The following is a 21,034-nucleotide window of genomic DNA, read 5'->3' as shown; positions in this document are numbered from 1 at the left end:
CAATAAAAAAACCTTTCGTTCGTTCAATAAACAAATTATTAAACGGACGAAAGGCTCCGTGGTACCACCGCAGTTCATGATCACCTCACAATGATCACCTCAATAAGTGTCAGTAAAACACTCACCTGCGATAATGGGCAGTAACCAATATTAGCTTATCATCAGACTCACTAACACGCTTTAATCAAAGACCATCTTCGGTACCATCAACCAATTCTCTTTCACCAATCAAGAACTCTCTGAGTGATTAATTAGTATCTACTCATCTTTTCAAATAGTATTCTAATATTTCGATTGATATTATAATACTAAGTTCACTTTTTATTGTCAATACCTAATCCAAATTAATTTTAAAATGAAAAAAGGCTAGGTTTCCCTAACCCTCTTAATATGGCATTAGAATGTTATGCCTTAACCTCAACAATCCAATTATCATTTTTGTCACTTGAACCAAGTAATTCTGGTTGGTCAATTACTTTTTGGTTTACCGCAACAATTTCACCGTCAACTGGACTATCAATATCAGTTACTGCCTTCTCGGCTTCAACAGCAACAAACTTACCACCATTAGTTAATTTTGTCCCTACAGCAGGAACATCAATAAAACTAACTTGGCCAAGGTCATCACGACCATTATCATTCAAACCTAAACGTGTGTTACCGTTATCTTGTTTTTCTGTCCAAAAATAACTTTCAGTAGCCATCTTCCACTACACCCCATCTATCTAAATTCTTTGTTATTACTAAACATGTAAGAGTGATGGTGATATCTCATCGACATTACCATCCCGATCCCGATCAGGTTACCAATCAGAGAAGAACCACCAGCACTAATAAATGGCAATGGAATACCGGTCAACGGTAGCAACCCAATGTTCATTCCGATATTTTCAAAAACGTGGAATAAAATCATCATGATGACACCCGTTGAAATATATGCATAGAATTCGTTTCTGGTATCAAAGGTTACCCGAATCATTAAGTAAATTAATAGGAGGTAGAGAAGAATTAACAGGGCACTTCCAATAAAGCCAAAGTTCTCACCAATAACCGAGAAAACCATATCTGACTCACGAACAGGAACGTACACTTTAGAGTTATCAAAGCCGGTTCCAGTAATTCCCCCCGAACCAACAGCTTTAATACTTTGCCATAATTGATAGCCCTGGTTACTCGTATCTTGTTCTGGATGAAGCCAAGTATCAACCCGGTCAAACTGGTAAGCTTGAAAACCAATATGTTCCAAAATCGTCCGACCGACAGAACTCGTTACCATTGCCAATGCTGAACCACCAACAACAACTAGCCCAATTGCAGTTGGCGCAATAATCCGCCAAGTAACTCCGGAAACCAGAACCATTCCACAAAAGATTGCAAAGAAAACCAGTGCCGTCCCAAAGTCATTTTGTAACTTTAATGAAATTAAAATGGGCAATAGCCATAGGAACATTGTCCCGATTAACCGCCAATCAGATTTAACTGTATGGACATTGTAGTGGTTATTATGAGTTGTAATCACCCGTCCCATCATCAAGATGTAGGCCGGCTTCATAATTTCTGATGGTTGGAAAGTAAACGGTCCAATTGCAAACCAACTTTTGGCCCCCGTATTGGCGTAATATGCTCGACTATAAAATACGAGGATTGCAAACATTAAAAATATCCCAACCCAATAAACTAACGGGGCAACCTTCCATAGCTGTTCTGAATCAAACTGCATGATTATAATTACCAGGATTGTCCCGATAATATACCAAACCAGCTGACTAACTACTTGACGCATCACGCTAGTTGAACCACCAGTATCATGAACAGCCGCAACATAAATCGATGCTAAACCGATTAAAGCTAACAGTAAAACACAGAAAATGATTCCCCAGTCAATTCGACTCTCATCATCACTTTGAGAACGTTGCATTCTTGAGCTCCTTTTTTGAGATTTTTAGCAACGCTACTGCATCGCATTATCCTTGATGTAAATGATATTGTTGGAGGACAACTTCCAGTCCCTCTTCTTGAGAACGAACATAAAACTCGCTTTCGTCAGCGGTTAACAAAGCTTTGAAGCGGTTGCCATCCGCTAGTACTTCACCAATCAGCCGCTTGCCAATGAAAACTTGCTGAACTGGTTGATGACGACGTTCAATATCCTTTACATTAACTTCAATTTTTTTATCTTTTTTTGCCACTTTTTCACCTTTATTATTTCATAACTCGATGGAAAGTAAATTTTGTTGGAACCGGATCATAACCACCACGGGCAAAGGGTTGACACCGTAGTATCCGAACCATTCCAAGCAATATCCCCCTTATTCCAAAGCGTTGAATTGCTTCCAACGTATACTGAGAACAAGAGGGGTAGTACCGACAAGCTCTAAATAATCGCTTTGCCGATATGTTTCGTTGATACCACCGAATCATCCGACACGCGAATTTACTCACTAGTCTTTACCTTTTTTGTTACTATCAGTCTTTTGCATCCGTTCTAGCATTTCACCAGCACCCTTAGCAACATTATCAAGCGGATCCTGAGAAACAACAACGGGTACCTTTAATTGATCACTAAAGAGCTGATCGATTCCCTTAAGAAGCGAAGTTCCCCCAGTAAGCATAATTCCGCGATCAATAATATCACTTGCTAGCTCAGGCGGAATGGTTTCCAGGACACCAATCGTTGCCTTAACAATTTGGTCAAGGGTTCCATGAATTGCCTCTTCAATTTCATTCTCATCAGTTGTGATTTGCTTTGGCATCCCAGTAGCAACATCACGACCACGAACATCCATTTTCTTAGGTTCGTCAACTGGTAAGGCAGTTCCGATCTCCATCTTAATTTGTTCAGCAGTGTGCTCACCAATAACTAGACCATGATGATCCTTAATGTAAGCAGTAATATCACTGTTTAACTTATCACCAGCCATCCGGATTGATTGACTAGCAACAATATCACCTAACGAAAGAATGGCAATATCACTAGTACCACCACCCATATCAATGACCATACTACCACGTGGTTTAAAGATATCGAGACCTGCACCAATTGCAGCAACCTTAGGCTCGTATTCAAGGTAAACCTTACCCCCGCCTGATTGCTCAGCTGCTTGGATAATTGCCTTTCGTTCAATTTCAGTAATATTTGTTGGGGCACAGATCATGATATCTGGCTTTGACATAAAGCCCTTAACACTCAATTTGCCGATAAAGTATGAAAGCATTTCTTGAGTAACATCGAAGTCAGAAATAACACCATTCTTCAATGGACGAATAGCACGAATATTACTTGGTGTCCGTCCAACCATTCGATATGCTTCTGAACCCACAGCTAATACTTTGTTGGTTTGCGTGTCAATTGCGACAACTGAAGGTTCATTCAGGACAATTCCCTTGCCTTGAACATAAATTAGAACGTTTGCAGTTCCTAAATCGATTCCGATATCCTTTGCCATTTATGTAATTTCTCCTTCCGGCCAATTCTATATAATAACGTTGGTAATTATACCACATAATTGAAAATGCTAACCACGTTCAGGATGGTTAACTTCTTTAGCAGATGCTAACTCGATTTGATCATCAATGTTAATCCGATCAATCTGTGCACCCAGCTGTGCCAGTTTTTGGTGAAGGTGGTAGTATCCCCGATCAAGGTATTTCAAATTGCGTACCTGGGTGATTCCCTGGGCAACTAAGCCAGCGATGACTAAAGCAGCCCCAGCACGTAAATCAGTTGCAGCGACTTCTGCACCGCTAAATTTTGTTGGACCGCTTAACACGGCCGTTGAGTTTTTAATTTGGTACTCTGCATTCATTCGCCGCAATTCTTCAAGATGCATAAACCGTTTTTCAAAGACGGTTTCATTCATTGTGCTTGTTCCGTTTGCTAATAGCTGTAATACTGTCATTTGTGGCTGTAAGTCCGTTGGGAAGCCAGGGTATGGCGCTGTTTGGACAGTTGACGGCAACAAGACCGAGGTCCCTAATACTCGAATTCCATCATCCTGGTCGATTACTGTAACACCCATATCTTGCAACTTTGCAATTAATGGTTCGTTATACTTGCTTTCGGCATTTTCAATAACGACATCACCATTAGTTGCGGCTGCTGCAATCATAAAGGTTCCCGCTTCGATTCGGTCAGACATTACCCGGTAGTCACAGCCGTGCAGGAAGTTAACACCCTGAATACGAATAACATCAGTCCCGGCGCCATGAACTCGTGCGCCCATTTTGTTTAAGGCGTTTGCTAGATCAACGATTTCTGGTTCACGAGCACAGTTTTCAATTGTTGTAATCCCTTCTGCCAATGTTGCTGCCATCATAATATTCTGGGTAGCACCAACACTAGGGAAATCCAAGTAGATATTCGTTCCAACTAGACGATCAGCCCGTGCTTCGATATAGCCATCATGCTGCTTAATAACTGCTCCAAGCTGGCGGAGTCCTTTAAGGTGGAGATCAATTGGCCGGGAACCAATTGCGCATCCACCCGGAAGAGCAATCTTGGCATAGCCGGTTCTTGCTAATAGTGGGCCCATAACTACCATCGAAGCGCGCATTTTACTTACATATTGAAAAGGTGCTTCTGACGAAATTCTTTGACCTGCATTTAAATCAATAACGTGATTCTCCCGATCAAATTGAACCCGAATATTTAAGAATTTCAATAATTCATTCATCATTATGACATCTGATAATACTGGAACATTAGTTAAGTGAAGAGTTCCGGTAGAGGCAAGAATCCCTGCTGCTTGAAGCGGCAAAACGGCATTCTTTGCTCCCTCAACGGCGACACGCCCAAATAAACGGTGACCACCCTTTATAATTATCTTTTCCATAATTAACTCCTTATTAAATCAACGCAATAAACCGGGTAGTTGGCTCACTGCATTAATGAATCCAATGAAAAAACTAGCGCACAAGTAACCGATCGCTGTAGAACATAAGACAATCGCTAACGGTAGCGTCTTCGGGGGATGACGAAAAAAGCGCTCGATTCGAAATCCCTGAATTGCGGTAAAGGTTAGCCAGATCATTCCGAGTTGGATAACTATTTCTACTAAAGCTTTAATTCCTGTTATCTGCACCTTTTCACCCTCTTTAAAACCAACTACAATCTTATCATACCAACTAATGAGTGATCAGTCATCATTAACAACCTTTAGACTAAGTTAATAATCAAAAAAGGACATTTAATGGAAACCCATTAAATATCCTTTTCATCGTTAAAAAACGGTTACTTTTGCTTAAACTTAGAAACCTTAAGCCGGTTAACAGCACGCTTCAAATGAACTTCAGCGCGGGCAAGATCGTTTTGACGATGTGCTTTCTTTGCCTTCTTAATTTCTTCTTCAGCACGCTGCTTGGCTTCTTCAGCACGGGCAACGTCGATCTTTTCGGGCATTTCAGCACTATCTGCAGTAATTAAGGCAGTTTCTCCATCAAATTGCATGATTCCACCGTTAACAGCGGCAATTTCATCGGTGCCTTGATCATGTTTAATTCGTAACTCGCTAATCGTTAATGACGCTAATACAGGTACGTGTTTAGCCATGATCCCCATTTGACCACCAGAAGTGTTCATAATAACCATCGTGGCATTATCATTATCATAAACCGTACCATCAGGAGTGATAATGGTGACTTTAAACTTAGTATCAGCCATAATTATCCCTCCTACTCTGCAGTTTCTTCAGCAGTATCAGCCTTCATTTTCTTAGCTTTTTCAACAGCATCGTCGATTGTACCAACTAACCGGAATGCTTCTTCTGGCAAGTCATCATACTTACCTTCAAGGATACCCTTAAATCCTTTAATGGTATCCTTCAATGGAACATACTTACCTGGTGTACCGGTAAACTGTTCGGCAACACTGAAACTTTGTGATAAGAAGTTTTGAATCCGCCGAGCACGAGCAACAATTACCTTTTCATCGTCAGATAATTCATCCATCCCTAAGATAGAAATGATATCTTGCAATTCATGGTACCGTTGCAAAACATGTTGAACTTCAGTAGCAACTTCGTAGTGTTCCTTACCTACAATTTCAGGAGTTAACGCTGTTGAAGTTGATGCTAATGGATCCACGGCAGGGTAAATACCAATTTGAGTCAGCCGCCGTTCCAAGTTAGTAGTGGCATCCAAGTGAGCGAATGTCGTAGCTGGAGCAGGGTCGGTATAGTCATCGGCTGGAACATAAACGGCCTGAATTGAGGTAATTGAACCCTTCTTAGTAGAAGTAATCCGTTCCTGTAACTGACCCATTTCAGTAGCCAATGTTGGCTGGTAACCAACGGCAGAAGGAATCCGTCCTAACAGGGCAGAAACTTCTGAACCAGCCTGAGTAAACCGGAAGATGTTATCAATGAATAGCAAAACATCTTGACCCTTTACATCACGGAAGTATTCCGCAATGGTAAGTCCAGTTAAGGCAACCCGCATCCGGGCACCAGGAGGTTCGTTCATCTGACCATAAACCATGGCTGTCTTTTCAAGAACTCCTGAAGCCTTCATTTCGTAGTACATATCGTTACCTTCACGGGTCCGTTCACCAACACCCGTAAAGACAGAAATACCATTATGCCCTTGTGCAATGTTGTGGATCAATTCTTGAATCAAAACGGTCTTACCAACACCGGCACCACCGAATAACCCAATCTTACCACCACGAACATATGGGGCTAACAAGTCAATAACCTTAATCCCAGTTTCAAGGATTTCAGTATTGTTGTTTAATTCATCATACTTAGGTGCATCACGGTGAATAGGCATCCGCTTTGCATCTGGTCCAAACTTAGGACCGTTATCAACTGGTTCACCTAAAACGTTGAAAACACGTCCCAGAGTATCGTCACCAACCGGTACACTAATAGGTGCTCCGGTATTTTCGACTTCCATTCCCCGTTGAAGACCATCGGTACCGTCCATGGCAATTGTCCGTACTACTCCATCACCCAATTCAAGGGCAACTTCAGTAGTTAGGGTTTTGTCATCACTTTCCTTAATCTTTAACGCGTCATTAATCTCTGGTAGCTTTTCATCTAAGGGGAACTCAATATCAACAACTGGTCCGACAACTTGAACAACTTTACCAGAACTCATGTTGTTTCCTCCTCAGTTAAATTTTATTCTTGTGCTGTCATACCACCGGTAATTTCAGTAATTTCGGTAGTAATAGCAGCTTGACGAGCACGGTTATATTGCAGCTCTAATGATGAAATGATGTCATCAGCATTATCAGTGGCAGACCGCATGGCGTTCGCACTTGATGAGTGTTCTGACGTCTTTGCATCAAGGATTGCTCCATACAATAAGCTTTCAGCATATTGTGAAACAAGTCCAGCAATAATTTCCGTATCCGAAGGTTCAAATTCGTATTCAGCAGTAATCGGTGACTCATCTTGAACGGATTCTGCGGACTTTTCCTCATCTTCCATCAATGATTCAGCCGTAATTGGCAATACATCATGAACCCGTACTCGGGACGTAATCCGATTAACGTAATGGCTGTATGCCAAGTACATTTCATCGAATACGGCATCGTCATACATCTGAACAGCAGTCTTTACAATTTGATGAACTTCACGGAATGTTGGTACATCGCTAATTCCTGAATACTCGTAGACGACGTTCATCCCACGTTTCTTAAAGAACTCAGTCCCGGTCTTACCAACAGTTAAGAATACTGTACTTTCAGCAGTTAAATTCTTGTCCTTCATTAACTGTAAAGTTTGCTTGATAATATTGTTATTATAACTACCAACCAAGCCACGATCAGATGTAATAACTAAAATTCCAGTCTTTTTAACTGGACGCTTCTCAAACAACGCAGCGTAAGCGTCATGACTGGCGCTAGCTGCAGATGCGTTGTGAGATTTAACCAGATCGGACAACATCTTCTTAACCTTCTCAGCATATACTTCATATGACTGAGTATGGTGTTGAATTTGATTCAATTTTGCAGTTGAAACCATTTGCATGGCAGAAGTAATCTGGCGCGTGCTCTTTGTGGATTCAATCTTATGCTTAACAGCAGCAAGTGAAGCTGGCACTAAATCTCACCGTCCTTTCGACTAGTCATTATTAATTCTTTTGTGCGGCTTTTTTCTTGTCATCACTGGTTTGGAAAGATTTTGTAAACTCAGCAACAGCATTCTTTAAGTCGTCACCTTCTGGTAATTTACCAGTTGACTTAATCGTGTCATAAAGGTCTTGGTGATTAGCATGCATAAATGAAGCAAGTTCGCTTTCATAGCGTGGAACATCATCCACTGGAATTTGATCAACGAAACCGTTTGACAAAGCAAACAGCGTTACAATTTGTTGTTCAACAGGTTGTGGTTGGTGCAATCCTTGCTTCAGAAGTTCCATAGTGTGCTTACCACGTGATAACTTGGCTTGAGTTGCTTCATCCAAATCAGAACCGAATTGGGCAAATGAAGCTAATTCATTATATGATGCAATATCCAAACGCAATGTCCCGGCAACCTTCTTCATCGCCTTAACCTGGGCATCACCACCAACACGAGAAACTGATGTACCAGCATCAATGGCTGGACGTTGACCTGCATAGAATTCATCAGAGTTCAAGAAGATCTGTCCATCAGTAATTGAAATAACGTTGGTTGGAATGTAGGCAGAAACATCACCGGCTTGGGTTTGAATAATTGGTAATGCAGTCATTGACCCACCACCAAGGTCATCAGATAACCGTGCAGCACGTTCCAGTAACCGTGAGTGAGTATAGAAAATATCACCAGGGTAAGCTTCACGACCAGGAGGCCGACGAAGAATCAATGAAAGTTCACGGTAAGCATCGGCCTGCTTTGAAAGGTCATCATAAACAATCAAAACATCTTTGCCACCGTACATGAACTCTTCACCCATTGCAGCACCAGCATAAGGGGCAATGTAAAGCATTGGTGCAGGGTTAGAAGCACTAGCTGAAACAATAATTGTGTAGTCTAATGCACCGTAACGTCGCAAGGTTTCAACGTTTGCACGAACAGTTGATTCCTTTTGTCCAATAGCAACGTAAATACAAATTACGTCCTTGTCCTTTTGGTTAATGATGGTGTCCAATGCAATGGCAGTCTTACCGGTCTTCCGGTCACCAATGATCAACTCACGCTGACCACGACCAATTGGTACCAAGGCATCAATAACCTTAATACCTGTTTGCAATGGTTCACTAACACTCTTCCGCTCCATAACACCTGGAGCCTTCTTTTCAATTGGACGTGTCTTGTCAGTCTTGATTTCACCAAGTCCATCAATTGGTCGACCTAATGAATCTACTACCCGTCCTAACAATGCGTCACCGACGGGAACTTCCATGATTCGACCCGTCCGCTTAACGGTATCACCTTCACGGATGCCAGAAAAGTCTCCCAAAATAACGATACCAACATCGTTACTTTCGAGGTTTTGTGCCATTCCGTAAACACCGTTACTAAATTCGAGCAACTCACCAGCCATGGCATTTTCCAAGCCGTCGGCACGAGCAACACCATCACCAACGTAGGTAACAGTACCCGTTTCCTCGACAGATACTTTGTCTTGGTAGTTGGCAAGTTGTTTCTTGATGAGTGAACTGATTTCCTCAGTTTTAATGCTCATAAAGGTCTCACCTCTTCGAAATAAGATAATTTATCTAACTAGTAAACGACGAATCTGCTTAATCTTTGAACTTAAGCTACCATCCAATGTCTTATTATTAAGATGAACAATAACTCCGCCCAAAATTTCGGGATCAACTTGTTCGTGAAGAACAACTTCCTTAGCTCCAAATCGTTGAGCTAGGTTAGCCTTAAGTTGATCACGTTGTTGTTTATCAAGTTGGATCGCTGTAACAACGTCAGCATGAACGCGTTTCATCTTAGCGTCATACCGTCGCTCAAACTCATCAATGATTGCAACTAGATCGTTAATCCGGCCATAATCAAAAGTCATTTGAATTAAATTTGAAACTGGTTGAGAAAAACCTTTCTTCAAATCATCAATAAGGGACTTCTTTTCACTGAGTGATAATTGAACTCCTGATAAGACAGAAGCCAGTGCAGCGTTGTCCTCAAAGACTTGACGTAGAGCAGTCAATTCTTGATAAGTTTGATCGAGTGTATTGTCTTCATCGACCAACTCGAACAGTGCTTTCGCATAACGATTTGCAACTGTTTGCTTATCAAGACTCATGATCTACCAACCCTTCAATGTACGAATCGATCAATTCCTTTTGATCGTCCGCATTTAATTCTTTGTGGATGAGTTTGGAAGCAATCTCAATAGATAAGTTTGCAACGTCATCCTTTGCACCATTCAACGCATCACGACGAGCTTGCTTAGCATCTTCTTGTGCGCGTTGCTTAAGTGCTTGAGCGTCATTTTGTGCAGCTTCAACAATTTGAGTACGTTGAGCTTCACCAGACTTCTTGGCATTATTAACAATGTCAGCAGCTTCTTGGTGAGAGTTTTGTAACTCAGCTTGTCGTTTAGCAGCCATCTTTTCAGCGTTTTCACGTGATTTAGCAGCATTGTCAATATCACTAGCAATCTTATCTGCACGCTTTTTCATCATATCCGTAACTGGCTTCCAAGCAAAGTGCTTGATAAGCAACATCAGGATGATGAAGGTAACGATGTAGAATACCAAATCACCAACGTATAAGCTATTAGATTCAGCTAAAACACTGTTCACAAACATCTATTGACACCTCCTTGTTCTCTAAAATAAAAATTATTAATCAAAATAATTACTTGTTCATAACAAGGAAGCCGATAACAATAGCGATGATAGGCATGGCTTCAATCAAACCAACACCAATGAACATCGTTGCTTGTAATCTACTTTGTAATTCTGGTTGACGTGCGATACTGTCAACAGTATGTCCGATTAAGATACCATCACCAATACCACCACCGATAGCGGCACCCATAGCCGCGAGTCCTGCAGCAATTGCTCCTAATGCCATTTTTAAATTCCTCCTTAAGAGATAGATTATTATTCGGAAACCTTCCGAGAAATATAAACTGTCGTTAATGTTACAAAAACATATGCCTGAATTGAACCGATAAATACTGAGAATCCTTGCCAAAGCAACTCAAGTAAGAATCCTGGAATGATTGTTAAAGCACCGTGTGAGAAGGCAACCCCAGCAACCAGCTTTAATAGCAATTCACCAGCAAAAATGTTACCAAAGATCCGCAAACCCAAAGTTAAGAAGTTAGCCAATTCTTCAATGATATTGACTGGCAACATCAATGCAAATGGCTTTACATACCCCTTCAAGTAACCGCCAAGACCCTTATTTGCAATTCCTGCAAAGTGAGCCAGCGTAATTACCATCAGCGAGAATGTTAAAGTAACAACTGGATCCGCCGTTGGACTTCTAAGGATTTCTTGGTTATTCCAACTAAGATTGAAAATTAAGCCGAACTGGTTGGCAAAGAAGATGAAAATAAAAAGAACAAAGGCCAAAAAACTATAATGACCTGTCTCCTCATTTGGCATCTGACTGCGAACAATTCCGTTCGTGAAGTCGATTAGCCATTCCAAAACATTTTGTGCACCCTTTGGCTTCATTTGAATCTTTCGGGACATGCCAAATAATACAAAGAATACGATTGCATAAATAACAAGGCCTGAAATGATGTTGGTTGCGTTAAACGTTAAGCCAAGAAACTTAAAAGTAAAAGCATCACCGCCCATTCATATTTCACCTCTTTCCTTAATAACAATAATTTGGCTGTAAATTGGATGAACGTCGTATACTAATACGAACTAGCCCAATATACGAGTATTAATATATCATCATTTGAAGCAACATTCAAAAATATTTCTTGCTTTTTTAAGAAATAAACCGTTAACAAAGACCGTCCTAATTAGATTTCCTCCTTACAGATTCATTTCTAATCGTGATCCTTTAATCATCTTTTAATTAAAAAGCCAAGAGACAAAGAAAATATTTTTTCTTGCTTCTCGACCCATTAATCTAATTATTTAGTTTTATTAACTTTTTCGGAAATTTCTTTTTCGCTCCGCGCTTCTTGTGGAAGGATGAGGTTTAATGCAATTCCCAAAACAGCAGCAACTGCTAAGCCAGAGAATTGGTATTGTCCTAATTTTAAGTAGGCATTTCCAATTCCGATAACCAGAATTGCTGAAGCGATCATGAGGTTACGCTTCTTGTTGAAATCAATTTGGTCTTCAATCATTACTCGTAGACCACTGGATGCAATCACCCCAAAGAGAAGGAAGGAAATCCCACCAATAACTGGCATCGGAATCGTTTCAATTAAGGCACTTAACTTGCCAATAAAACTGAAGAAGATTGCAAACGCTGCGGCACCAGCAATAACATAGACAGATTGGACCTTAGTAATAGCGATAACACCAATGTTTTCACCATAACTGGTAACTGGAGGACCACCAACGAATCCAGCGATAATTGATGCAGTCCCATCCCCTGCTAAGGTGTGGTTTAATCCCGGATCCTTAAAGAAGTTCCGTTCTGTCAATTCGTTTAATACCATAATATGACCCAAGTGTTCCGTCATAGTTACAAACGCGATTGGCGCCATACTTAAAATTGCTCCCCAATAAAATTGTGGGTGGTAGTCGATAAACGGAACTTGGAACGCAGGCAGACTGAACCAGTGAGCTTTCTCTACTGGTGTAAAATCAACGATCCCAAACAAACATGCAACAATGTAGCCAAAGACAATCCCCATCAAAATTGGGATCAATCCCATGAACCCTTTAAAGTACATATTGAAAGCAATTGTCAGTAGCATTGTAATCATTGCAACTGCAAAGAATTTAAGATCGTACTTTCCCGTTACTGAATTAATTGTTGCATCCTTGGCTGCTGTACTAGCTAATGAAAGTCCAATAACAACAACTACAGGTCCAACGATAATTGGCGGCAAGATCTTATCAATCCAATCCGAACCAATTAAACTAACGATTATTGAAACAATCAGGTAAACACACCCAACGGCAACTGTCCCTTGTGCAATTCCTGGATAACCAGTCGACTTCATTAATGCCATCATTGGGACAACAAACGAGAAACTGGAACCCATATATGCCGGGATCTTGTGTTTCGTAATTAGAAGGTACATTAACGTACCAACACCGGAACTAAAAAGTGCAATGCCCGGGTTCAACCCAACAAGAATTGGCACCAGAACAGTGGAACCAAACATGGAAAACATGTGTTGGAGTGAAAGCCCAATCCATTGACCAGTTTTTGGCTTTTCATTAACGTCTAAAACGACATCGTCACGATGAGCCATGAATATTTCCCTCCCTAAAAAAATAAAGCAGCTTTGAGTGAAGCCCCAAAGCTGCTTTAGTAAATATGCTACAACCATGTAGTGTTATTTCACCGCACCTTTGAGGCCTCACGGGACCTCTTTTAAAGGTTTTAATTTCAAAAAATATCTTACTTCGTTTCTACCGGTTTGTCAATGACCCGCTTTCGCCGTTTAACCATTACTAACGAAGTGATTGGAACAGTTAGCAGGACACCGAGAAACGAGATTAAGATTTCAATCAACTCGGCAATAAAGATCTTATTGTTAAAAATCATTCCAAATGAATAATGTAACCCTGCAAACCAAATAAAAAGAGAAAGGAAGCCACCAAAAAAGCCAAAGAAAAGGGTGTTCAATGTCGTTCCAATAATTTGACGGCCGATTTCCATTCCTCCCTCAACTAATCGTGGATTACTAATTTGAGGATGAGTTTCCAGAATTTCCGTCAACCCTGCGGAAATTGCCATCGCTGCTTCAGCAATCGCTCCTAATGTACTAATAACGATTGCGGTAACCGAAACTTTTAAATAACTAATTCCAATTAGGATCGACATTCCCTCAAGATCATCACTATCTTCAGTACCAAAGCCCTGAGCCATCGCCCAATGACTGACAAACAGAATAAGTAAAATCAGAATTGCTAAAACAATCAATGAGGCATAAAAGGCTGTCACTGTCGTTCGCAAATCATCTTCCCCCATAAAAATCGTGATTGCTAAAATCGTGATTCCTGTAGTCGCAGTAACAAACATTGGTGGGACGTGAAACTCAATCAAGACAATGGCAAAAAACAAGAAGCCAAAATTCAACAATAGACTAAGAAAGGATCGCCATCCCTGCTTACCGCCAACGAGAACCATCGAACACAGTAACACTATTCCTAATGCATAAATTGCACTCACTATCGGTTCCTCCTTCCTAGCAGTAAAGCGCCGAGGATACTAACTACCGGAACTGCCAACACAATTCCAATTCCGCTAACCAAGCTTTGCACCATTCCTAAACTCATATTCATGCTGAACGTATACCCCCATGAATTACCGTTCTTCAAGTAAAGTAAGCTATTCGTAAAGGTATCTGCCATAAAGATCAGAAAGAGGACATTTACTAACGGGCCCATGATCGATTTACCGACACTCCTTCCAGACATAAATAGCTGCAACCGTGTGACGGTCGGATCAATCCGTTTTAACTCAAATAATGTTGCTACAATATCACTTGATTCATCCATAACTGCACCTAATGATCCCAGTAAAATTTCCGCAATGAATAACGGTCGTGGTACTTGAGTCACGTACTGCATAGATTCATAGTAGACCCCCCGATTATGGGTAAGGTGAAGAACCAGGACACCAATTAAAATTGCAACTGTTGTTCCGATAACTGTTGCGCCTAACGTAGCGAGCATTTTTTTAGTTGGGCCAAGAACAAGTAAAAGACTAATAACGGTAAAAATTAAAGCTAACGTTGAAAAAATCAGCAGGACATGATTCCCCTGGTTATGAAGGTCTAGTGAAACTGCAAGTAAGAATAAAATAGTATTAATTACTACACTAATAAGCGCAAATGTCCCCGCTCTCCCCATCGTTAGCAGTAAAACGGTAATAACAAGCCAGCTTAAAAAGACAACTACTGTATCCCGTTTTGGCCCCGCTGGATTAGCTGATAATTTCCCATGGCTAGCTTTTAACTGAGAAAGAAATAACTGATCGCCAACCTTATATTGCTGATCCATTGGTTGCGAATCACTAAATGTGTTTTGAACCTTAACTTTATCCCCACGTCTTTTCCCGTTCATCAGGATTGTTGTAAGTTCCTGATTAGTTTGGTGATCAACATTTTTAAACTGGTCTTCAGTTCGCTGAGGCTTTTCATTAGTTACTCGCACAACCCGAGCAATTGGCTGTTGGTAAAGGCGCTGATTATGAGTAACAAAAAGCATTGCTGCAAGGCCACAAATAATCATCCCAATTAATAAGAATGTTTTCTGGCGTGACCACTGAATTGTCACGATTTTCACTTCCTCTTTTTTACAATCACCCAATATTTTACTATTCATTTAAAACAAAAAAAGAGCTGATAAAAATCTTATCTTTATCGTAAGCTCTTCACTATTAGTTACCTATTCGTTTTTTAGCCATTCTTCAACTAAATCGTGAACTTGGTTGGCGGTTTCGCACTTTGTCACTGCTTCATGGTATAACTTTTGGCATTCATTAATGTCAAGGTTTCTCATCATTGAGCGAGTACGTAAGATCGATGTTGCGCTCATCGAATATTCGTCCAATCCCATTCCCATTAAAAGAGGCAAAGCAAGACGATCGCCAGCCATTTCACCACACATTGCCACCGTTGTATTATGCTGGTGACCTGATTTAATAATGTGCTCAATTAATCTTAAAAATGGTGGATTCAGTGGTTGATAAAGGTAGGAAACTGATGCATTCCCCCGATCAGCCGCAAAACAGTATTGAATCAGATCGTTAGTTCCGATGCTAAAGAAGTCAACCTCCTTAGCTAATCGCTCTGCATATAATGCAGCCAGTGGAACCTCAATCATAATTCCTAATTTAATGTTTGCCCCAATATGTGGATAATCTTGGCGCAATTTTTCTCGTTCTTCATAGTAAATCTTCTTGGCTGCCTGGAGCTCTTCCAAAGTCGTAATCATTGGAAACATAATATTAACTTGACCAAACTGTGAAGCACGAATCAATGCTCGTAACTGGGTACGAAACATTTGTGGTCGATCTAATGAAATTCGAATTGCTCGATAGCCTAAAAACGGGTTCAATTCATGAGGGAGCGGCATAAAGGTCAGCGGTTTATCACCACCAATATCCAGAGTTCTTACTACTAGTGTCTTGCCCCCAAGACTTTCAACCGCATCCCGATATGCGCGAAACTGCTCCTCTTCAGTCGGTAAGTGTTCGCTCTTCATGTAAAGAAATTCAGTCCGGAAAAGGCCAATTTCATCTGCCCCATTATTAACGGCTGCCGGAATGTCATTTGACGACCCAATATTAGCGGAGATGGTTAACTGTTGACCATCCTTAGTAACTGAAGGACTATTGACTAACTTCGCCCACTGAAGCTTTTCCGCTGCATACTGACTTGCTAGTTGCTGATAATGCGCTACCTGCTGAGTAGTGGGTTCAACAATCGCTGTTCCCGAAAAACCATCAACAACCAGCCGCTCACCATTTTTTACCTGATGAGCAACCTTTTTACAACCAACAATTGCCGGAATTTGCAATGAACGAGCCATTATTGCAGCATGGCTGGTCCGACCGCCAACTTCAGTAACAATCCCTTTAACATACTTAGCATTCATTTGGGAAGTATCTGATGGTCCAATCATGTGAGCAACCACGATTACTGGATGGTCAAGCGTTTGCAGGTTAGGAAGTTGTTTTCCTTCAAGCTTTGCCAATACCTGATCCCGAATACTAGCAAAATCCGTTGCCCGCTCCTGCATGTACTTATTTCCCGTCATTGATTCAAATTCGTGAATAACCCGCGTAATTACTTCTTCAAAAGCCGTTTCCGCGTTAATCCGCTGACTTCGAATCCGAGTAACCACCTGATTAAACATTTCTGGATCATCTAGGATTTCAATATGAACATCAAAGATCGCAAGCTCATCTTTTGATAACTTTTTCGTGGCTGCTTTTTTTAGCGCTCTAAGATCATTACTAATTGCAAGCAAAGCATCTTTAAAGCGCTGAATTTCCGCAAATGGATCACTAATCCGACGCTTTTCAAAACTCAGATCTGGTTTATCTACAATGTATGCTGGCGCAATTCCGACACCATTACTAGCCGCTGTCCCTGTCATTTTTAAAGTCATTTCTATCTGCTTACCCTCTTTAAAGAAACCGGTTTACATCTATTATAGGAGAATCTTTTCTTAATGACCAGTTCAATAAATGCCCATTTAAATTTGAAGAAGAAACAAAAAGAGACCAAGAAAAAAACTACTTTGCTTTTCTCGATCTCTTCCCATAATCAATAGTCTCTAACTTACCGAGTCTAATCAAATTTACTTAGTACCAAAGAGACGGTCACCAGCATCACCTAAACCTGGAACAATGTAACCGTCCTTATTTAAGTGATCATCAAGCCCGGCAGCGTAGATATCTACGTCTGGATAAGTTTCACGAACAGCTTTAACCCCTTCTGGAGCAGCAACTAAACATGCAAACTTCATGTTCTTTTCAGAACAGCCACGCTTCTTCAATGCTTCAATTGCCATCATTGCTGAACCACCAGTTGCTAACATTGGGTCAACAATGAATAATTGCCGTTCAGTAATGTCATTTGGTAGCTTTACAAAGTATTCGTGTGGCTTTAATGTCTCTTCGTCACGGTACATCCCGATAAAGCCAATCTTGGCAGCTGGAATCAAATCAGTCATTCCGTCAACCATTCCTAAGCCAGCACGAAGAATTGGGATAATTGCTACTTTCTTCCCTGCTAATTCCTTCTTAGTTGTCTTGGCGATTGGCGTTTCAACTTCAACATCCTTTAGCGGCATATCACGAGCAACTTCATATGCCATCAATGTTGAAATTTCCTTTACCGTTTCACGGAAAAACTTTGTTCCAACGTTCTTATCCCGAATCATTGTCAATTTGTGTTGAATCAATGGGTGATCCATCACTTCAAATTTACCCATGCCTAATACACTCCTTTGAATTTCTTCCCTATTTTACCAAAAAAAATGCCTATTTGATAAACAAATAGGCAACTTTTTTTATTTTGTTGCAAAATGTTCGCCACCAGCTGATTTATTTAACCGGTTCATGTATGCCCGACCAAGATCCTTTGCCGGGAATGCTTGGGTAACAATTGCCTTAACATTCGGTTGATCATCAAACTGTCGCAGACCATCAAATAGGCGCGCACTCGCATCAGCAACGTTCTTCCCCAATGAAAATTGAATTGCATTCATTGGCAGGGTTGCCTGTTGCAAAATCTTTTCTTCTGCCATCATTCCAACGTCAAACGGCTGTTGCTTAATCCAATCAACAACTTGTTTCCAGTCGGTTCCCTCATCAACAATGTAAACCTGAGCGTTAGGAGCGTAGTGCTTATACTTCATTCCTGGCGCCTTTGGGGTTTCATTTTTACCAACATGGTGGTGATTCAAATCAATTGAACCAATTACCTCTTCAATCTGATGCTTTGTGACCGCTCCGGGACGCAAAATAACAGGATGATCAGTTGACATATCAAGAACTGTTGACTCAACACCCACCCGAGTAGGGCCATTATCAATGATTCCCGCAATTTTCCCATGAAGATCATGATAAACGTGTTGAGCAGTTGTTGGACTAGGCTTCCCAGAAGTATTAGCTGACGGACCAACAATCGGTACTCCGGCCTTCTTAATCAAATCAAGTGTTGGTTGACAATCTGGAAAACGAAAAGCAACCGTTGAAAGACCACCAGTAACGGTCTTTGAGAGAACTCCCTTTTTAATATTTAGGATAATTGTAAGTGAGCCCGGCCAAAATTTTTTCATTAATTTTCGGGCATTATCCGGAATCACACTTGCATATCTCTCTACCATTTCAACTGAGGCAACATGAACGATTAGCGGGTTATCGCTTGGTCGTCCCTTTGCCAGATAGACATTTTTGACTGCCGCTTCGTTAGTTGCATCTGCTCCTAGTCCATAAACAGTTTCGGTAGGAAATGCAACTAGTTTACCGTCTTGAATGGCTTTAGCTGCTTGATTAATTTCATCTAAATGAAAAATCCTCGTATCCATTCTTTCTAATTTCCTCCTACATTTGAAAAATCCCATACGTGTATCATCCTCATCTTCCCAGCAACATCATGCCGTGGTTCAATCTGGGCAGTTCTATCTACCCGATGCAATAATTCTTGAATTACTTGTTCCTGATCAAAACCGGTTTCACCAAATAGCTGTCCTTGCAAAGTCAAATGACTAGCAATCGTTGCGAACAAACGATGATAAAAGCCTAGCCCGTTCTCATCGGCAAAGAGTGCTAATTCAGGTTCATACTTCAAAACTGACCTATCCATCAACGCAGTAGCATCATGAGAAATGTATGGCGGGTTAGTAACAATCAAATCATACTTTTCATTAGTCAGGTTAGCAAAAAGGTCGCTTTGCACCAGCCTTAAATTAAGGTTGAACCGCTGCATATTTTTTTGTGCAACCATCAAAGCAGCAGGTGAAACATCACTTAACGTAACATTCCACTGTGGACGCTCCAGAGCCAAGGTAATTCCAATTACCCCGCTTCCGGTTCCTAAATCAAGAACTTTTAATGGTGTAGATGTATTTTCCTTTAAAACCCAGTCAACTAACTCAGCAGTCTCAGCTTCCGGAATCAGGACATCATGATTAACCATGAATGTTCTTCCGTAAAACGGGGCACTCCCAACAATATACTGGGCAGGCTCCTCATTTAGCAAGCGCTTAATTGCCCCTTGAAACCATTGCCATTCATCACTTGGCATCAATTCGCGATTGTGAACCAGCAGGTGGGTATCATCCCAACCGTGACGCTCTTTTAAAAGAAATTGGGGTGAGCCAGGATCAATAGGGTGCCCGCTTAACTGTTCCTTTGCCCAGCGTTGCGCAGCAAAATAAGTTTGATTATTCATTCCGTAGTTGTTCCAATTTCTTCGTTTGGTCAGCAACGATTAATGCCTCGATAATCTCATCAAGATCACCTGACATAATTTTATCAAGCTTGTTTAAGGTCAAACCGATTCGGTGGTCCGTAACCCGGTTTTGTGGATAATTATACGTCCGAATTCGTTCAGAACGATCACCCGTTCCGATTGCGTCTTTTCGCTTAGCATCATACGCACTTTGCTCTTTTTGTTGGTAGTAGTCGTAAACCCGGGATTTCAAAATCCGCATAGCCTTGGCCCGGTTTTGCTGCTGTGACCGCTCATCCTGCATGGCAACAACGATTCCAGTTGGCAAGTGAGTCATCCGCACAGCTGATGAAGTCTTGTTAACGTGCTGACCACCTGCACCACTCGAACGATAAACATCAACCCGAATGTCTTTTGGATCAATATCAACGTCAACGTCTTCTGCTTCTGGCATTACTCCAACAGTAGCGGTAGAAGTATGGACCCGTCCGGCAGATTCAGTCACTGGTACCCGTTGAACCCGGTGCGCCCCGTTTTCAAATTTTAACTTTGAGTAAACCTTATCACCGGTAATCATCAAAGCAATTTCCTTAAAGCCACCGACTTCCGTTTCGCTCTTATCAACAACTTCAACCTTCCATCCCTGGTTTTCAGCATAGTGGAGGTACATGTTGTAAAGATCAGCCGCAAATAGGCTTGCTTCATCCCCACCAGCAGCACCACGGATTTCCATAATAATGTTTTTATCATCATTTGGATCCTTTGGAATCAAGAGGATCTCTAATTCTTTTTCCAATTTGGCCTGTTGATCCTTAGCGCTACTTAATTCATCTTTTGTTAATTCAGTCAGGTCAGGATCATCACTCTCACGTAATAGTTCCTCATCATCACTGATTGTCTGTGTTACCTTTTTATATTCATTATACTTTTCAACAGTCTCCCGTAAGCTCCCTTCTTCCTTAGAGAGCTTCATAAACCGCTGTGAATCAGCGATCACTTCAGGATCACTAATCAACTCATTTAATTCGTCATATCGATCAGCTACAGCTTGCAGCTTATCGAAAATTTCAGCCATTTCCATAGG

Annotated in this window: 23 protein-coding genes and 1 other annotated feature; all 23 genes read right to left on the bottom strand. The window is 41.1% G+C overall.

Annotated elements, in window-relative coordinates:
- Positions 1-39: 39 nt before the first annotated feature.
- Positions 40-283 (bottom strand) — a binding site (T-box leader).
- A 121-nt stretch (positions 284-404) separates the two neighbouring features.
- Entirely contained in the window at positions 405-704 is a 300-nt protein-coding gene (locus tag HMPREF0549_RS07505; protein ID WP_003717676.1) for a glycine cleavage system H family protein, read from the bottom strand.
- A 17-nt stretch (positions 705-721) separates the two neighbouring features.
- On the bottom strand, positions 722-1,918 hold the full coding sequence (locus HMPREF0549_RS07500) for an FtsW/RodA/SpoVE family cell cycle protein (protein WP_003717675.1): 1,197 nt from the start codon (positions 1,916-1,918) through the stop codon (positions 722-724).
- 46 nt (positions 1,919-1,964) lie between these two features.
- Positions 1,965-2,189: a DUF2969 domain-containing protein gene (locus tag HMPREF0549_RS07495; protein WP_003717674.1), complete on the bottom strand. Its 225-nt coding sequence runs from the start codon at positions 2,187-2,189 to the stop codon at positions 1,965-1,967.
- Between the two features lie 13 nt (positions 2,190-2,202).
- Positions 2,203-2,442 carry a membrane protein insertion efficiency factor YidD gene (gene yidD / locus HMPREF0549_RS09550; protein WP_081446195.1) on the bottom strand — a complete coding sequence of 80 codons (240 nt, stop codon included), beginning with the start codon at positions 2,440-2,442 and terminating at the stop codon, positions 2,203-2,205.
- Positions 2,442-3,446: a rod shape-determining protein gene (locus HMPREF0549_RS07490; protein WP_003717672.1), complete on the bottom strand. Its 1,005-nt coding sequence runs from the start codon at positions 3,444-3,446 to the stop codon at positions 2,442-2,444. The genes yidD and HMPREF0549_RS07490 overlap by 1 nt, the downstream gene beginning before the upstream one ends.
- A gap of 69 nt (positions 3,447-3,515) precedes the next feature.
- Positions 3,516-4,832, bottom strand: coding sequence for a UDP-N-acetylglucosamine 1-carboxyvinyltransferase (murA, locus tag HMPREF0549_RS07485; protein WP_003717671.1), 1,317 nt, complete (start codon positions 4,830-4,832; stop codon positions 3,516-3,518).
- 18 nt (positions 4,833-4,850) lie between these two features.
- Complete coding sequence (locus HMPREF0549_RS07480; protein WP_191337215.1) at positions 4,851-5,030, bottom strand: DUF1146 family protein; 180 nt, start codon at positions 5,028-5,030, stop codon at positions 4,851-4,853.
- Positions 5,031-5,230: 200 nt separating this feature from the next.
- Positions 5,231-5,659, bottom strand: coding sequence for a F0F1 ATP synthase subunit epsilon (locus tag HMPREF0549_RS07475; RefSeq protein WP_003717669.1), 429 nt, complete (start codon positions 5,657-5,659; stop codon positions 5,231-5,233).
- 11 nt (positions 5,660-5,670) lie between these two features.
- Positions 5,671-7,095, bottom strand: a complete 1,425-nt coding sequence (atpD, locus tag HMPREF0549_RS07470) for a F0F1 ATP synthase subunit beta (RefSeq protein ID WP_003717668.1) — start codon at positions 7,093-7,095, stop codon at positions 5,671-5,673.
- 23 nt (positions 7,096-7,118) lie between these two features.
- Positions 7,119-8,045, bottom strand: a complete 927-nt coding sequence (locus tag HMPREF0549_RS07465; RefSeq protein WP_003717667.1) for a F0F1 ATP synthase subunit gamma — start codon at positions 8,043-8,045, stop codon at positions 7,119-7,121.
- 31 nt (positions 8,046-8,076) lie between these two features.
- Positions 8,077-9,612 carry a F0F1 ATP synthase subunit alpha gene (gene atpA, locus HMPREF0549_RS07460; RefSeq protein ID WP_003717666.1) on the bottom strand — a complete coding sequence of 512 codons (1,536 nt, stop codon included), beginning with the start codon at positions 9,610-9,612 and terminating at the stop codon, positions 8,077-8,079.
- 30 nt (positions 9,613-9,642) lie between these two features.
- The gene (atpH, locus tag HMPREF0549_RS07455) at positions 9,643-10,185 is read right to left on the bottom strand and encodes an ATP synthase F1 subunit delta (protein ID WP_003717665.1); all 543 of its coding nucleotides are present in this window, start codon (positions 10,183-10,185) and stop codon (positions 9,643-9,645) included.
- The gene (gene atpF, locus HMPREF0549_RS07450) at positions 10,175-10,693 is read right to left on the bottom strand and encodes a F0F1 ATP synthase subunit B (protein WP_003717664.1); all 519 of its coding nucleotides are present in this window, start codon (positions 10,691-10,693) and stop codon (positions 10,175-10,177) included. The genes atpH and atpF overlap by 11 nt, the downstream gene beginning before the upstream one ends.
- A gap of 49 nt (positions 10,694-10,742) precedes the next feature.
- Positions 10,743-10,961 carry a F0F1 ATP synthase subunit C gene (gene atpE / locus HMPREF0549_RS07445; RefSeq protein ID WP_003666561.1) on the bottom strand — a complete coding sequence of 73 codons (219 nt, stop codon included), beginning with the start codon at positions 10,959-10,961 and terminating at the stop codon, positions 10,743-10,745.
- Positions 10,962-10,990: 29 nt separating this feature from the next.
- Entirely contained in the window at positions 10,991-11,698 is a 708-nt protein-coding gene (gene atpB / locus HMPREF0549_RS07440) for a F0F1 ATP synthase subunit A (protein WP_003717663.1), read from the bottom strand.
- Positions 11,699-11,985: 287 nt separating this feature from the next.
- Positions 11,986-13,287, bottom strand: a complete 1,302-nt coding sequence (locus HMPREF0549_RS07435; protein ID WP_040531632.1) for a solute carrier family 23 protein — start codon at positions 13,285-13,287, stop codon at positions 11,986-11,988.
- Between the two features lie 149 nt (positions 13,288-13,436).
- Positions 13,437-14,210, bottom strand: a complete 774-nt coding sequence (locus tag HMPREF0549_RS07430) for a YibE/F family protein (protein ID WP_040531631.1) — start codon at positions 14,208-14,210, stop codon at positions 13,437-13,439.
- Positions 14,210-15,322 carry a YibE/F family protein gene (locus tag HMPREF0549_RS07425; RefSeq protein WP_040531726.1) on the bottom strand — a complete coding sequence of 371 codons (1,113 nt, stop codon included), beginning with the start codon at positions 15,320-15,322 and terminating at the stop codon, positions 14,210-14,212. Before HMPREF0549_RS07425 ends, HMPREF0549_RS07430 begins: the two co-directional genes overlap by 1 nt.
- A 108-nt stretch (positions 15,323-15,430) precedes the next feature.
- Positions 15,431-17,158 carry a phosphoenolpyruvate--protein phosphotransferase gene (ptsP, locus tag HMPREF0549_RS07420; protein ID WP_003717659.1) on the bottom strand — a complete coding sequence of 576 codons (1,728 nt, stop codon included), beginning with the start codon at positions 17,156-17,158 and terminating at the stop codon, positions 15,431-15,433.
- A 192-nt stretch (positions 17,159-17,350) separates the two neighbouring features.
- Complete coding sequence (upp, locus tag HMPREF0549_RS07415; RefSeq protein ID WP_003717658.1) at positions 17,351-17,986, bottom strand: uracil phosphoribosyltransferase; 636 nt, start codon at positions 17,984-17,986, stop codon at positions 17,351-17,353.
- Between the two features lie 78 nt (positions 17,987-18,064).
- The gene (locus HMPREF0549_RS07410; protein ID WP_040531629.1) at positions 18,065-19,084 is read right to left on the bottom strand and encodes an L-threonylcarbamoyladenylate synthase; all 1,020 of its coding nucleotides are present in this window, start codon (positions 19,082-19,084) and stop codon (positions 18,065-18,067) included.
- Between the two features lie 5 nt (positions 19,085-19,089).
- Entirely contained in the window at positions 19,090-19,950 is an 861-nt protein-coding gene (gene prmC / locus HMPREF0549_RS07405; RefSeq protein ID WP_003717656.1) for a peptide chain release factor N(5)-glutamine methyltransferase, read from the bottom strand.
- Positions 19,943-21,025 (bottom strand): peptide chain release factor 1, encoded by a 1,083-nt coding sequence (gene prfA / locus HMPREF0549_RS07400; protein WP_178696161.1) that lies wholly within the window; start codon positions 21,023-21,025, stop codon positions 19,943-19,945. Before prfA ends, prmC begins: the two co-directional genes overlap by 8 nt.
- Positions 21,026-21,034 lie beyond the last annotated feature (9 nt).

The sequence above is a fragment of the Limosilactobacillus vaginalis DSM 5837 = ATCC 49540 genome, assembly GCF_000159435.1.
GTDB classification, from domain to species: Bacteria; Bacillota; Bacilli; order Lactobacillales; family Lactobacillaceae; genus Limosilactobacillus; species Limosilactobacillus vaginalis.
The sequence above is the reverse complement of the archived record's forward strand: the minus strand, read 5'-3'. Positions and strand labels throughout refer to the sequence as shown.